The sequence below is a fragment of the Amycolatopsis sp. NPDC102522 genome, from assembly GCF_055584485.1.
This window is the reverse complement of sequence record NZ_JBVJLY010000009.1, coordinates 314,923-327,849: the sequence shown is the minus strand read 5'-3', so window position 1 is coordinate 327,849 and position 12,927 is coordinate 314,923. Positions and strand designations below refer to the sequence as shown.

Genomic DNA, 12,927 nt, shown 5'->3' with positions numbered 1-12,927 from the left:
TGGTTTTTGGGTTTTTTGTGGGTTATGCAAATGGGGTGGGGTCGACGTGGGCGCGTGTTGTCACTCAGGGTGAGGGGTGTGTGGAAATAGGGACGCTCGACGTCCCTATTTCCACACACCCCCCTGCCCGCCTGTCGTGACCGGACCGGTGTCGCGCAGAGTCACCGACACCGTCCACAAACACGCCAGGTTTGCCTTACCCCTCATTAGAACCCGAATCGCCACTCACGACCCGAGCGCGCGGGCAACAGGGCTCAGACGAGCCAGGCGGCCGCGTCCGGCGGCAGTTTCCCGTTCACCAGCGGAACGCTCGACAGCAGCACCGCACCCGGCGGCAGCGCGATCGGGCTCGCCGACGTGTTCAGCGCGCAGACCAGCCCGCCGCCCCGCCGCCGGAAAGCGAAACAGCCCGCCGGCGCGCCGTACCACTCGAGCTCGTCCCCGCCGAAAGCCTTGTGCGACTTACGGATCTCGATCGCCCGCCGGTACAGCGACAGCGTCGAGGCCGGATCCTCCAGCTGGGCTTCCACGGTCACCGGCGCCCACGAGGCGGGCATCGGCAGCCACGTCCGCGGATTCCGCGAGAAGCCGAACGGCGGCAGATCGCCCTCCCACGGCAGCGGTACCCGCGAAGCGTCCCGGCCGAACTCGGCGCCGGAGGTCTTGGCGCGCGGGTCCGCGAGCGCGTCGGGTGGGAGGTCGACGTTACCGAGGCCCAGTTCTTCGCCGTTGTACAGATAAACCGTGCCGGGCAGCGCGAGTTCGACCAGCGCCATCGCCCGCGCGCGCCGGACGCCGCGTTCGCCGCCGCCGTACCGGCTGACCTGCCGCCAGACGTCGTGGTTGCCCAGCGTCCAGGTCGCGGCCGCCCCTGCCGACTTCGGCACCGCCAAGGACCGCTCGATGGCCGTCCGCAGCGCGTCCGCGTCGAAATGCGTGAGCACGAGCCGGAAGTTGAACGCCAGGTGCAGTTCGTCCGGCCGCAGGTAGCGCGCGAGGCGCTCTTCGTCGGTCACCCAGATCTCGCCGACGGCCATCGTGCCGGGGTACTCGTCGAGCACCTTGCGGATCATCTGGTGGATCTCGTGGACGCGGTCGTTGTCGAACCGCGGGTCGTAGAACTCGCTCGGCCCCATCGCGTTCACGCGCGGGTCCATGTCCGGCAGGCCCGGCGGTTTCGCCATGCCGTGCGCGACGTCGACGCGGAAGCCGTCCACCCCGTGGTTCAGCCAGAACCGCAGGGTCCGCTCCAGATCCGCGGCGACCTCGGGGTTGGTCCAGTTCAGATCCGGCTGCTGCGGCGAGAACAGGTGCAGATACCACTGTCCGTCCGGGACCCTGGTCCACGCCGGGCCGCCGAACGCGCTGACCCAGTTGTTCGGCGGCAGGTCGCCGCGCGGGCCCAGCCCGTCACGGAAGAGGTAGCGATCCCGCTCCCGGCTCCGCGGGGGCGCCGCCATCGCCGATTTGAACCAGGGGTGGGTGTTGCTGGTGTGGTTGGGGACGACGTCGATGGTGACCTTGATACCGCGCTTGTGCGCCTCGGTCAGCAGCACGTCGAAGTCGCCGAGGGTGCCGAACATCGGGTCGACGTCGCGCGGGTCGGCGATGTCGTACCCGTGGTCGGCCATCGGCGAGCGGTAGAACGGCGTCAGCCACAGCGCGTCGACCCCGAGCAGCTCCAGATACCCGAGCTTGCCGCGGATGCCTTCGAGGTCACCGACGCCGTCCCCGTCGGAATCGGCGAACGAGCGCACGTAGACCTGGTAGAAGACCGCCTGGTCCCACCACGCCCCGTCGCGCTCCATCACACGAAACTGTTCATCATGCTGTTGGCGGCCATCTCCAAATACGCCCACAGCTGCCCGCGGTAGGGCTCCTCGATGTTCTCCTCGTCGACGGCGATCTTGATGCAGCGCAACCAGGCGTCGCGTTCGATCGGGCCGATCTTGAACGGCGCGTGCCGCATCCGCAGGCGCGGGTGGCCGCGCTGGTCCGAGTAGGTGTGCGGGCCGCCCCAGTACTGCATGAGGAACAGCCGGAAGCGCTCCTCGGCCGGGCCGAGGTCCTCTTCGGGGTACAGCGGGCGAAGCACCTCGTCGACCGCCACTTCGGCGTAGAACCGCGCGACGATCCGGGTGAAGACCGGCTCACCGCCGATCGCTTCGTACAAGGTGGTGGGGTCAGGTTCGGTCACGGACACAGCTCCATTCTGCCCTTGTCCTACTGCCCGGCGGAGCCGGACGACATAAAGCGCCCGAGTGGTGGTTCGAAGCCGGCTTCGTCCAGCACGGCGAGCAGATGTGCCCGCAGCGCGCGCTGCACGGCCCACTGCTTGCCGGGGCGGACCTTCACCGTCAGGCGGAGTTTGATGCCCTCGGGGGTGACGGTCTCCACGCCGAGCATCTCGGGCGGCTCCAGCACGTTCGGTGCCAGCCCTTCGCTCTCGAGGAGGGTCTTCGACTTCTCGGCCATCAGTTCGGTGGCCTTCTCGACGTCGGCGGAGTAGCTGAGCGGGACGTCGACGACGGCGACCGCGAAGCCCTGGCTCGAGTTGCCGACCCGCAGCACCTCACCGTTGCGGACGTACCAGACGGTGCCGTTGATGTCACGAAGGGTGGTGATCCGGAGGCCGACGGCCTCGACGGTGCCGGACGCCTCACCGACGTCGACGACGTCACCGACGCCGTACTGGTCCTCGATCATCATGAAGATGCCGGACAGGAAGTCCTTGACGAGGTTCTGCGCGCCGAAACCGAGCGCGACCCCGACGATGCCCGCCGAAGCGATGATCGGCGCCAGGTCGATGCCCAGTTCGCCCAGCACGAGGATGAACGCCAAGCCGTAGATGAACAGTGTCGCCATCGACTTGAGTACGGAGCCGATCGTGGCGGCGCGCTGACGGCGTCGTTCCATCACCGCCGACCCGAGCACTTCGGGAGCCTTCTCCCGCAGCGGTCTCAAGAGGGCGGGCAGTTTCGAGGAGCCGCCGGGCATCCTGGTCACGCGGTTGATCAGGCGCCGCACCACGTACCGCAGCAGGAACGCCACGGCGACGATCATCAGGATCTTGATCGGCTTCGTCACCAGCCAACCGGCCGACGCGGAGAGCCATTCGTTGTTTGTGACCTGGAACACCTGGCCGCACAGGGTGCTGGCGTCCTTCGTGCATGCCGGGGGTTCGGTGGGCAGCAGGTTCACGGAGAAGAAATGTCCTTTCGTACTCGGCGGGGATCGCATCCGCTGCTCGGCGCGGCAGGCGCCCCGGCGGATGCGAAACAGCCGACTCCAGGTGGCCGCCGGGTCGCGCGCTTATGACACGTCCAGTAACACACGTGCACTTTGAGGCTGATCTGTGGTCGACTATGCCTGCACCGGTGGAGGTGGTCGAGTGCCAGACCGACAACCCATCCCCCTCGGCGTCCCGAGCCAAGCCTTGGCCGGACAGGCGCCGGAGGTCGTGTTGCGCGCCCATCCGGGAGGTGCCCCCTCGCACGGGGCTCCACCGGGCGGGCCGGGAACGCGGCCAGGGGGTGTTGCCCGCCCGCCCGGACAGCGTAGAGGGCGGGATCCGTCGACTACGGCGGTACCCACCACGACTACAGCGTCGTCATGGGGCCGCAGACGGGTATTGCTGTTGAACGCCACGTTCGAGCCACTCACGGCGCTGCCGTTGCGGCGCGCGGTGGTCCTTGTGATGTGCGGCAAGGCCGAGGTGGTGCACGGAGACCCGGCAGGGCTCGAATTGCACGCCGCCACGGTCTCGCTGCCCGTGCCTTCGGTGATCCGGCTGAGCACCTACGTGCGCGTGCCCTACCGCGCGCAGGTGCCGCTGACCCGGGCCGGGCTGATGCATCGCGACAGGTATCGCTGTGCCTACTGCGGAGGGCGGGCCGAGACGATCGACCACGTCGTCCCGCGCAGTCGTAACGGTCCCCACAGCTGGACGAACTGCGTGGCCTGCTGCGCCAAGTGCAACCACCGGAAGGCGGACAAGCTGCTTTCCGAGATCGGCTGGCGCCTGCGCGTCGTGCCGAGGGCCCCGCACGGGCCGCACTGGCGGCTGCTCGCCCATTCCAAGGAGGCCGATCCGTTGTGGCGGCCGTACCTGGGGACCGCGGCCTGACCGGGTCCTGACCGGGCTGTGAACACGTCGGCGCCCCGGCTGCCTTTCGGCGGCCGGGGCGGGCCGATGATGCCGTGGTGAAGCTCTACCGCGGTGAATCCCCTGCTGGCAGGTCGTGCTCGAAGCTCAGGCGGCGAGGGAGAAGTCGCTCTGGCAGGTGACGCGAGTGCCACGGGTGACGCGCGTGCCGCGAGTGACCCGAGTGCCGCAGGTGACGCGAGTGCCGGCGGTCACGCGGGTGCCGCGAGTGACGCGGGTGCCACGGGTGACGCGGGTTCCGGCGGTGACGCGGGTGCCACGGGTCACCCGGGTGCCGCGAGTGACTCGGGTCCCGGCAGTGACGCGGGTACCGCGAGTGACACGAGTACCGCGAGTAACCCGTGTGCCCGCCGTCACACGCGTGCCGGGGACGAAACTAATTTCGAAGAGTGACGAAACGTCGTCGATGATCGCCTGGCCGGGTGTCTGGGTGCTCTGCATGACATATCCTCCTGCGACCGGTGCGTTACCTGCTGGGGTGGGGGAGCTGGGCGCAAGGCCCGTACAGGTGAAAAAGCTACGAGGATTTCAAGGCTCCGACAAGATGACAGCGCCGGGTGCGGCCGCCCGTACGTTGAGTTGCAACCTTTCGGCCTTCAGGGCTTCGCCCCAACGTGGGAGCGCTTTCGCGGCAAGCGGCGGACGGCGGCCCCCGGACGGTGAGCGGTCGGTGTCGCGGCGCAGGTCCGTGTCGGTGGAACGGCCGTGCGAGCGGGTGGGGCCGAGTGCCATCGGATACGCTCACGCGCGTGAACCTTGTCGAGACGATCCTGGTCTTCGCGGTGATCCCCTTGGCCATCTACGCGCTTTGCGGAGTGGCCACGCTGCGGTCGAAGGGCGCGGGCGTCGCCCGGTACCGACCGGGGCAGCCGTGGGAGTACCCGGCCATGTGGTGGAGCGCCAACCCCGACGGAGTCGGCGCCAGGCATTCGCACGCGGGCGGCGCGACAGCCGTCAGCGCGGCGAACGGAGCTTCGGTGACGGGAGGCGCTCGTGGCAACTGGTGAACTGACCCATTCGTCCACCGCTGTTGACGAAGAGCCCGGTTACGGCGCCGCCGTTACCTCCAGCGGCCGGATTTCCGCCGCCAAGATGTACGAACCCGCTGGGCCGATCAGCCCATTCACGACCCAGCAGCTCGCACGGCTGGACGAGGCGCTGACCCTGGCCAGCCGTGAGACCGGCCTGGACTTCAGCGTGTACCTCGGCGACCTCGGCGAGGACACCCGCGTCGCCGCCGAGGGCCTGCTGGCCTCGACCGACAACCCCGCGGACTCCGTGCTCGTCGCCGTGTCGCCCGGGCAGCGCGCTATCGAGATCGTGACGGGCTCGCAGGCCCGGCACCGCCTGCCCGACCGCGGCGCGAAGCTCGCCGTGGCCAGCATGGTGGCCTCCTTCAAGGAAGGCGACCTGGTCGGCGGCATCGTGAACGCTCTCCGCATGCTGAGCGACCAGGCCGGCAGCCCCAGCTAACGGGAGCTGAAGGGGACTTTCCCCGCATAAGACGCAGCAAAGGGGCCCTTCACCGCATCACATGCGGTGAAGGGCCCCTTCAGCTTTCTTTAGAGCCCGGCCTGCGAGTCGAACTCCCGGGCGGCCAGCGCCCGCACGATCCCGGCCCGGCCTTCCGACACCAGACGGCGCAGCGCCGCCGGGTGCTCACCGGTCAGCCACTCGTCCGACGCCGTGACCGTCGCCGGTTCGACGGCCCACGACGGGTACAGCCCGACCACGGTCGGCTGCGCCCGCTCGCTGGAGCGCCGCTGCCACACCTCGTCGATGACCTCGAAGTAGCGCGTCACGTAGCCGCCGAGCAGGTGCTTCTGGCCCGGGTGGGAGAAGCCGGTGATGAGCGAGTCGCTGACCGCGTTGGGCAGCTCGTCGTCGTACACCGCCCGCTGCCACGCGTCGGCCTTCGCCTCGTCGGTCGGCCGCAGCGCCCGCGAGCGCTCCGCCTGACGCCGCCCGGCGGCGGTGTCGTCCTTGGCGAGTTCCGCGTCGATCTCGGGGTTCTCCGCCTTGCCGTGCGCGACCAGCGCGTGCAGCAGCCGCCAGCGCAGGTCGGTGTCGACGGTCAGGCCCTCCAGGGGTGCCGTGCCGTCGAGCCAGCCCGCGATGATCCGCAGCGTCTTGTCGTCGAGCACGCACCCGGCGAGCGAGTTCACGAACGCGAGCTGGTGGTCCGAACCGGCCTCGGCGCCCTGCGCCAGCTCCAGCAGCCGCGCGGAGAACTCCGGCCAGCCCTTGTCCGCCGCCCACGCGGGCTTCGCGTACGAGTTCAGCGCCGTCTGCGCCTGCAGCAGCAGCCGCTGCACCACGCCGACCTCGGTCTCGGTGTGCACGCCGCGCTGGACCAGCGTGACGAAGTCGCGGGCCTTGAGCTCGGCCTCGCGCGTCATCTCCCACGCCGCCGACCAGCACAGCGTGCGGGGCAGCGGTTCGGTGATGTCGGCGATGCGGTCGATCAGCGTGGTCAGCGACGCCGGGTCGAGCCGCATCGTGCAGTAGGTCAGGTCGTCGTCGTTGACCAGCACGAGCTTGCCCGCCGGGAGCCCGACCAGGCCCGGCACCTCGGTGCGGTCGCCGTCGACGTCGAGTTCGACGCGGTGCTTGCGGACGATCTTGCCGTTCTCGTCCTCGTCGTAGACGCCGACAGCGACGCGGTGCGTCCGCAGCTCACCGGCACCCGGCTTGGCGCCGGTCTGGGTGACGGCGAACGAGGTGTACGCGCCGTCGGCGCCGATTTCGTAGCGCGGGCTCAGCGAGTTGAGACCGGTGGTCTCCAGCCACTGCGCGCTCCACCACGACAGGTCGCGGCCCGAGGCCTCTTCCAGCGCGCCCAGCAGGTCCGCCAGGGTCGCGTTGCCCCAGGCGTGCTTGCCGAAGTAGACCTTCAGGCCCTCGAGGAAGTACTCAAGCCCGACATAGGCGACGAGCTGCTTCAGGACGCTCGCGCCCTTGGCGTAGGTGATGCCGTCGAAGTTCACCTCGACCGCGTGCAGGTCGACGATGTCCGCGGCGATCGGGTGCGTCGAGGGCAGCTGGTCCTGCCGGTACGCCCACGACTTCTCGATGTTCGCGAAGCTGGTCCACGCGTTCTTGTACTCGGTCGCCTCGGCCTGGGCGAGCACGCTCGCGAAGGTCGCGAACGACTCGTTCAGCCACAGGTCGTCCCACCAGCGCATGGTGACCAGGTCGCCGAACCACATGTGCGCCATCTCGTGCAGCAGCGTCTCGGCGCGGCGCTCGTAGGCGTAGCGGGTGACGCGGCTCCGGAAGACGTAGTCCTCCAGGAAGGTGACCGCGCCGGCGTTCTCCATCGCGCCCGCGTTGAACTCCGGCACGAACAGCTGGTCGTACTTGGAGAACGGGTACGGGGTGGCGAACTTCTCGTGGTAGAAGGCGAAACCCTGCTTGGTCTCGGTGAACAGCTTGTCCGCGTCCATGTGCTCGGCGAGCGAGGCGCGACAGTAGATGCCCAGCGGGATCGTGCGGTGGTCGTCGGAGAACTCGTCGCGCCACTCGCTGTACGGGCCCGCGATCAGCGCGACCAGGTAGGTCGAGATCCGCTCGGACACCTTGAAGACGGTGCGGACGGCCCCTTCCGGGGTCTCCTCGGCCGACTCGATCAGCGCGTTCGAAATGACCTTCCAGTCCTTCGGCGCGAGCACGGTGAGCCGGTAGACCGACTTGAGGTCGGGCTGGTCGAAGCAGGCGAACATGCGCTTGGCGTCGGCGGTCTCGAACTGCGTGTAGAGGTAGACGCCGTCGTCGACCGGGTCGACGAACCGGTGCAGGCCTTCGCCGGTGTTCATGTACCGGCAGACCGCGTCCACGACGAGCTCGTTCGACTCGGCGAGCCCGGGCAGTTCGACGCCCTTGTCCTCGACGTACCCGCTGACGTCGAGGCCCGTCCCGTTGAGGACGGCCGACTCGATCCCCTCGGCGACGATGTCGACCCACGACGCTTCGCCGCTTCTGGCGCTCGCGAACTTGATCGTCGTCTTCGAGGTGAAGGTCTTCTCACCGGGACCGCCGCGGCCGTCGGTCAGATCCAGCTCGATGTCGTAGGACTCGACGTCGAGCAGGTCCGCGCGCAGCTTGGCTTGGTCTCGGGTCAGGTTGGGGGCGGGCACTGGCACCTCTGGTCATCGGTATCGGTTTTGGTTTCCAACTACAGGCATCCAATCATGTCCGGCCCGGTGCTGACGACGGGAACAACGCCGACGGCCGTGATGTTGGCTCGCTGTGTAGCACCCTGCGTGTACCGGCACACCCAAGACGATGGCACTGGGAGAACCTGATGACCGCCCCGTCCGAGACGACCAAGGTCGACTTCTACTTCGATCCGATCTGCCCCTTCGCCTGGATCAGCTCGCGCTGGATCCTCGAAGTGGAGAAGCACCGCGACCTCGACCTGAGGTTCCGGATCATGAGCCTGTCCGAGCTCAACTCCGGCCGCGAGGACCTGCCTGAGCAGTACAAGGAGCTGTTGGGCCGGGGCTGGGGCCCCGTCCGCGTCGCGACCGCGCTGGCGCAGAAGAACGGCGAGGAGGCCTTGCGCGACTTCTACACGGAGTTCGGCACGCGCCACCACAACCAGGGCGACAAGGACATCCCGAAGGTCATCAAGGAGACCTTGGAAGCCATCGGGGCTCCGGCCGAACTGGCCGAGGCCGCCGAGTCGACCGAGTACGACGAGGCGCTCAAGAAGAGTCACTACGAAGGTATGAATCCGGTCGGAATGGACGTCGGCACCCCGACCATCCACATCGACGGCGTCGCCTTCTTCGGCCCGGTGCTCAGCTCGATCCCGCGCGGCGAGGACGCCGTCAAGGTCTTCGACGGCGCCCGCGCGCTGGCGAGCTACCCGGACTTCTTCGAGCTGAAGCGCACCCGGAGCGGGGACCTGAACTTCGACTAAGGGGTCTGCAGTGCCGCTTTGGTGACATCGCCGGGGTAGGAGGACCTCGCGACGGCTTCGTCCGTCGTGAGGTCTCCTGCCGCGATGAGGGCCTTGAGCGCGACGAGTTCGCGCAGCCCGTCGCGGTGTTTCTCGATGAACGCGGTGTCGACGGGGTCGCCGTGCCCGGCCACGATCGTCTTCGGCTCCAGCGCGAGAATCGCGTCCATGACGCCGGGCCATTCGGCCAGCGAGCTGCCGTCGTTGAAGGAGTACGCGCTGAAGCCCGCTTCGGCGTTCTCGACGGCGTCGCCCGCGAAGATGATGCCCGCGTCGGGCACGTGCACGAACAGGTCGTGGTCGGTGTGGGCGTGGCCGAGAAACCGCAGCACGACCGTGCGGCCGCCGAGGTCGATCTCGGCGGTGTCGGTGACCAGCTTGTCCGGCAGCGTGATCTCGGTGCGCTCCAGCGCCTCCGCCATCTTCGGGCGGTTTTCGTCGAGGTAGTGCTGTATCCATTTACGCCGCGCGCCTTCGCCGTACGTGGTCAGCTCGGCCACGCAGCCTTCGTGCGCCCAGACGTCACACGGCAGGAACGCCGTCGTGCCGAAGGCGTGGTCGAAATGCGCGTGGGTGTAGACGACCGACCACGGCAGCGGCGTGATCTCCCGGACCGCCGCGGCGAGCTCGGCGCCCTGCTCGACGTCACCGCGGACGTCGACGACCAGACAGCGGTCACTGCCCACGACCAGGCCGACAGTCAGGTCCAGCTCCTCGTACCGGCGGGCGTACACCCCGTCCGCGAGTTCGAGCCAAGTCACAGATCCTCCAGAATTCCGTTGCGCAGCACAGGAACCGTGCTGCTCGTATCGAGCCGTGCGGCGAGGGTCACGTCGTTCCCGTGCCCGGCCGCGGCGAGCTCGCGCCCCGAAGAACACTCTGTCAGCGCTTCGGCGATGTCCATCGATTTCGCCGCGACGGCCGCGAGCAGGGCTTCGGCGGAGAGACGGCCGTAGCCGTTCAGCGCGGCGATGATCGCGCCCGCGCCGAGCTGATCCTCGACGCACGGCCTCAACGGCCCGAAAGCCTTGTTTTCGGTGTGCATGTCGATGCCCCAGCGTTCCCCGGCCGGGATGACACCGATCGGCGCGCCGTCCGCCAGTTCGGCCGCGCGGGCGGCGACGGCGGCCGCGTTGCGCAGACAGCCCGCCAGGATTTCGGCACCGGTCGTGGCGGCGGCGTCGCAGAGCGTGGCACCGTTGGGGGAGGGGAGCGCGAGGAGTGTGCCGGAAGGGATTTCCGTCACAGACGAAGGTCGCAAGGTCCAGTCGCTTTCACCCGCGAGGATGGCGCCTCGCTTTTTCGCGGCTTGTTCGCCGCGGTGATCGCGCCAGCGGACCGGCAGCACCCGCCCGCCGTTCCCGAGGACGAGATCCGTTGTGGTGCAGAAGGAAAGTACGTCGACGACGACGAGAACGGCACAGTTCCGGCCCAAGGCTTCGACGCCTTCGGGTCCCCATTCGAGTCTGATGTCCGATTCGGGCTGGCACCGGATGTCCACCCCCACAGCATGCCCGCGCCGGAACGTGATGGCAGACTCCGCGCTGTGCGTGTTTACCTTGGCTCCGACCATGCCGGTTTCGAACTGAAGAACCACCTCGTGGCCCACCTCAAGGAGCAGGGCCACGACGTCGAGGACGTCGGCCCCTTCGTCTACGACGCGGCCGACGACTACCCGGCGTTCTGCATCGAGGCGGCCCGCCGCGTCGTCGCGGACGAGGGCAGCCTCGGCATCGTCGTCGGCGGCTCCGGAAACGGCGAGCAGATCGCGGCCAACAAGGTGAAGGGCGCTCGCGCCGGCCTCGCGTGGAGCGTCGAGACCGCGAAGCTCACCCGCGAGCACAACCACGCCCAGCTGATCGGCGTCGGCGCGCGGATGCACACCACCGAAGAGGCCACGGAGATCGTCGAGGCGTTCCTCGCGACCCCGCCGAGCCCGGACGAGCGCCACGGCCGTCGCGTCCAGCAGATCCTGGACTACGAGAACACCGGCTGGCCGCCGCCGCTGCCCGAGCACTGACATGCCCGAGGGGCATACGCTCCATCGCTTGGCGCGCCTGCACAAACGCCGTTTCGCCGGTCACCCTGTCGAGGTGAGCAGCCCGCAGGGGCGGTTCGCGGGAGAAGCGTCCCGTTTGGACGGCCGGGTGCTGGTGAAGGCCGAGGCGTACGGGAAGCACCTGTTCCACGACTACGGTCCACACGGGACGGTGCACATTCACCTCGGCCTCTACGGCACGTTCTCCGACGTGCCGCTGCCGGTGGGCGAACCGGTCGGGCAGGTGCGGATGCGGCTGGTCGGCCCGACGCATTCCGCCGAGCTGCGCGGCCCGAACCAGTGTGCACTCCTGGACGTGCCGCAGGTCGACGCGATCAAGGCCCGGCTGGGCCCGGATCCCCTGCGCCGGGACGCGAAGCCGGACAAGGCGTGGGACCGGATCTCCCGGTCGAAGACGTCGATCGCGGCGCTGTTGATGGACCAGTCGGTGCTGGCGGGTGTCGGCAACGTGTACCGCGCCGAGGTGCTGTTCCGGCACGGTGTCGCCCCGCTCATCCCGGGCCGCGCGCTCGATCGCGGGCTGTGGGACGACATGTGGGCGGATCTCGTGACGCTCATGCGGCACGGTGTCCGGGTGGGACGGATCGACACGGTCGCGCCGGAACACCTGCCGGAGGCGACCGGCCGCGCGCCGCGGCAGGACCGGCACGGGGGCGAGGTCTACGTCTACCGCCGCGAGGGGCTGCCCTGTCTCGTGTGCGGGACTCCGGTGCTGCGGAGCGACCTGGCGGCGCGGAACCTCTTCTGGTGCCCGACCTGCCAACCCGCCTGACGGCTTCCCCAAGTACGTGAAGGCCCCCTTCATTGCGCTAGGCGCAATGAAGGGGGCCTTCACGTACTTGGGGCTCTTGCGGGGCGTGGGCTAGAAGTCGAAACCGCCGCCGTCGAAACCCCCGCCGTCGAAGCCGCCACCGTCGAAACCGCCGCCATCGAAGCCGCCACCGTCGAACCCACCGGCGTCCCCGCCCATGTCGCCTCCGGCATCACCGCCGCCGTCGGCCGCTCCGGCGTCTTCCTGGCCCGCGTCGTAACCGGACTCCCAGGCCGACGCGCTCGCGACCCCCGCCATCCCGGAGAACATCGCGCCGAACAGCAGCATCGAACCGAGGCCCCAGGCACCGGCGACGAGCGCGGGCTTCCACCACGGCTCGCTGTACCAGCCCTGCGGCACCGGACGGCCCGCCACGCGACCGCCGGGGTAGTAGTGCGGCGTCCGCTGGCTCGGGTCCGGCGAGGCCTCGTAGTGCTCGCCCTCGACGTCGACAGAGCGGTGCTCGGTGACCTTGCCGGCGCGGTCGCGCTCTTCGCTGCCGGGCAGTTCCGGACCGGGGTCCATGCCCATCGCGAGCCGCGCGGCGCGAACGTAGTAGAGCCCTTCGATGGCTGTCTCGCGCACCAGGCGCGCCTGCTCGATGGTCTGCGCCTGCTCCATCTGGGAGCCGGCCGCGGTGAAACGTTCGGACGCGTCCGCCATCGCCTGCTGGGAGGCGGTGTCCGTGCCGGTGAGGTTCATGACCTGACCGCCCAGTCGTTCGACGAGGCGTCGTGCGTCCGCCTTCGCGTCGTCCAGCTGGCGCTTCTTGGCCGCCGCCTGGGATTTCGCGAAGTAGATGCCGCCGCCGACCACGACGACGAGGAGCACGATCAGGAAGATCGCGGTACCCATGGGTTCACTCCAGGAATTCGTTCGGCCTTTGCTCCGGACAACGCGGACGGCTCGCCGGGGGTTCCCGCCGGTGG

General features: G+C 68.9%; 13 protein-coding genes. 6 read left to right on the top strand and 7 right to left on the bottom strand.

The annotated features are described in order from the left end of the window. Positions 1-254: 254 nt before the first annotated feature. From ACZ6YV_RS23195 to ACZ6YV_RS23185, 3 genes are read right to left on the bottom strand one after another with little or no spacing between them, the layout of a single operon-like run. Positions 255-1,808, bottom strand: coding sequence for a glycoside hydrolase family 13 protein (locus tag ACZ6YV_RS23195; protein WP_465511602.1), 1,554 nt, complete (start codon positions 1,806-1,808; stop codon positions 255-257). Then, entirely contained in the window at positions 1,808-2,203 is a 396-nt protein-coding gene (locus ACZ6YV_RS23190) for a globin (RefSeq protein ID WP_038517366.1), read from the bottom strand. Before ACZ6YV_RS23190 ends, ACZ6YV_RS23195 begins: the two co-directional genes overlap by 1 nt. A gap of 20 nt (positions 2,204-2,223) precedes the next feature. After that, complete coding sequence (locus tag ACZ6YV_RS23185) at positions 2,224-3,201, bottom strand: mechanosensitive ion channel family protein (RefSeq protein WP_465511601.1); 978 nt, start codon at positions 3,199-3,201, stop codon at positions 2,224-2,226. A gap of 430 nt (positions 3,202-3,631) precedes the next feature. Here ACZ6YV_RS23185 and ACZ6YV_RS23180 point away from each other — a divergent pair, with 430 nt between their 5' ends. The 3 genes from ACZ6YV_RS23180 to ACZ6YV_RS23170 all read left to right on the top strand — a co-directional run bounded on the left by ACZ6YV_RS23180 (position 3,632) and on the right by ACZ6YV_RS23170 (position 5,638). Then, the gene (locus tag ACZ6YV_RS23180; RefSeq protein WP_378236521.1) at positions 3,632-4,126 is read left to right on the top strand and encodes an HNH endonuclease; all 495 of its coding nucleotides are present in this window, start codon (positions 3,632-3,634) and stop codon (positions 4,124-4,126) included. 788 nt (positions 4,127-4,914) lie between these two features. Further along, positions 4,915-5,172 (top strand): aa3-type cytochrome oxidase subunit CtaJ, encoded by a 258-nt coding sequence (gene ctaJ, locus ACZ6YV_RS23175; protein ID WP_465511600.1) that lies wholly within the window; start codon positions 4,915-4,917, stop codon positions 5,170-5,172. Then, complete coding sequence (locus ACZ6YV_RS23170) at positions 5,159-5,638, top strand: DUF5130 family protein (protein ID WP_465511599.1); 480 nt, start codon at positions 5,159-5,161, stop codon at positions 5,636-5,638. Before ctaJ ends, ACZ6YV_RS23170 begins: the two co-directional genes overlap by 14 nt. Positions 5,639-5,727: 89 nt before the next feature. Here ACZ6YV_RS23170 and pepN read toward each other — a convergent pair whose 3' ends face one another. Further along, entirely contained in the window at positions 5,728-8,301 is a 2,574-nt protein-coding gene (gene pepN / locus ACZ6YV_RS23165; RefSeq protein ID WP_465511598.1) for an aminopeptidase N, read from the bottom strand. Between the two features lie 167 nt (positions 8,302-8,468). On the opposite strand from pepN, the gene ACZ6YV_RS23160 reads away from it, so the two are divergent. Continuing rightward, positions 8,469-9,089, top strand: coding sequence for a mycothiol-dependent nitroreductase Rv2466c family protein (locus ACZ6YV_RS23160; protein WP_005158288.1), 621 nt, complete (start codon positions 8,469-8,471; stop codon positions 9,087-9,089). Here the strand turns inward: ACZ6YV_RS23160 and ACZ6YV_RS23155 are convergent. After that, the gene (locus tag ACZ6YV_RS23155) at positions 9,086-9,889 is read right to left on the bottom strand and encodes an MBL fold metallo-hydrolase (protein ID WP_465511597.1); all 804 of its coding nucleotides are present in this window, start codon (positions 9,887-9,889) and stop codon (positions 9,086-9,088) included. The genes ACZ6YV_RS23160 and ACZ6YV_RS23155 overlap by 4 nt on opposite strands. Further along, entirely contained in the window at positions 9,886-10,629 is a 744-nt protein-coding gene (locus tag ACZ6YV_RS23150) for a 2-phosphosulfolactate phosphatase (protein ID WP_465511596.1), read from the bottom strand. Before ACZ6YV_RS23150 ends, ACZ6YV_RS23155 begins: the two co-directional genes overlap by 4 nt. A gap of 45 nt (positions 10,630-10,674) precedes the next feature. Between ACZ6YV_RS23150 and ACZ6YV_RS23145 the strand changes: the two genes are divergently transcribed. Together ACZ6YV_RS23145 and ACZ6YV_RS23140 are read left to right on the top strand one after the other, a co-directional pair. Beyond that, complete coding sequence (locus ACZ6YV_RS23145; protein ID WP_007034718.1) at positions 10,675-11,148, top strand: ribose-5-phosphate isomerase; 474 nt, start codon at positions 10,675-10,677, stop codon at positions 11,146-11,148. A gap of 1 nt (position 11,149) precedes the next feature. Next, positions 11,150-11,959 carry an Fpg/Nei family DNA glycosylase gene (locus tag ACZ6YV_RS23140; protein ID WP_465511595.1) on the top strand — a complete coding sequence of 270 codons (810 nt, stop codon included), beginning with the start codon at positions 11,150-11,152 and terminating at the stop codon, positions 11,957-11,959. A 90-nt stretch (positions 11,960-12,049) separates the two neighbouring features. Here the strand turns inward: ACZ6YV_RS23140 and ACZ6YV_RS23135 are convergent, their stop codons facing one another. Further along, complete coding sequence (locus ACZ6YV_RS23135) at positions 12,050-12,853, bottom strand: hypothetical protein (protein ID WP_465511594.1); 804 nt, start codon at positions 12,851-12,853, stop codon at positions 12,050-12,052. Positions 12,854-12,927 lie beyond the last annotated feature (74 nt).

Excerpts from the sequence above, each read along its gene's own strand:
- ACZ6YV_RS23135 (WP_465511594.1), bottom strand. The coding sequence starts at position 12,853 with ATGGGTACCGCGATCTTCCTGATCGTGCTCCTCGTCGTCGTGGTCGGC.
- ACZ6YV_RS23160 (WP_005158288.1), top strand. The coding sequence starts at position 8,469 with ATGACCGCCCCGTCCGAGACGACCAAGGTCGACTTCTACTTCGATCCG.
- ACZ6YV_RS23140 (WP_465511595.1), top strand. The coding sequence starts at position 11,150 with ATGCCCGAGGGGCATACGCTCCATCGCTTGGCGCGCCTGCACAAACGC.
- ACZ6YV_RS23195 (WP_465511602.1), bottom strand. The coding sequence starts at position 1,808 with ATGGAGCGCGACGGGGCGTGGTGGGACCAGGCGGTCTTCTACCAGGTC.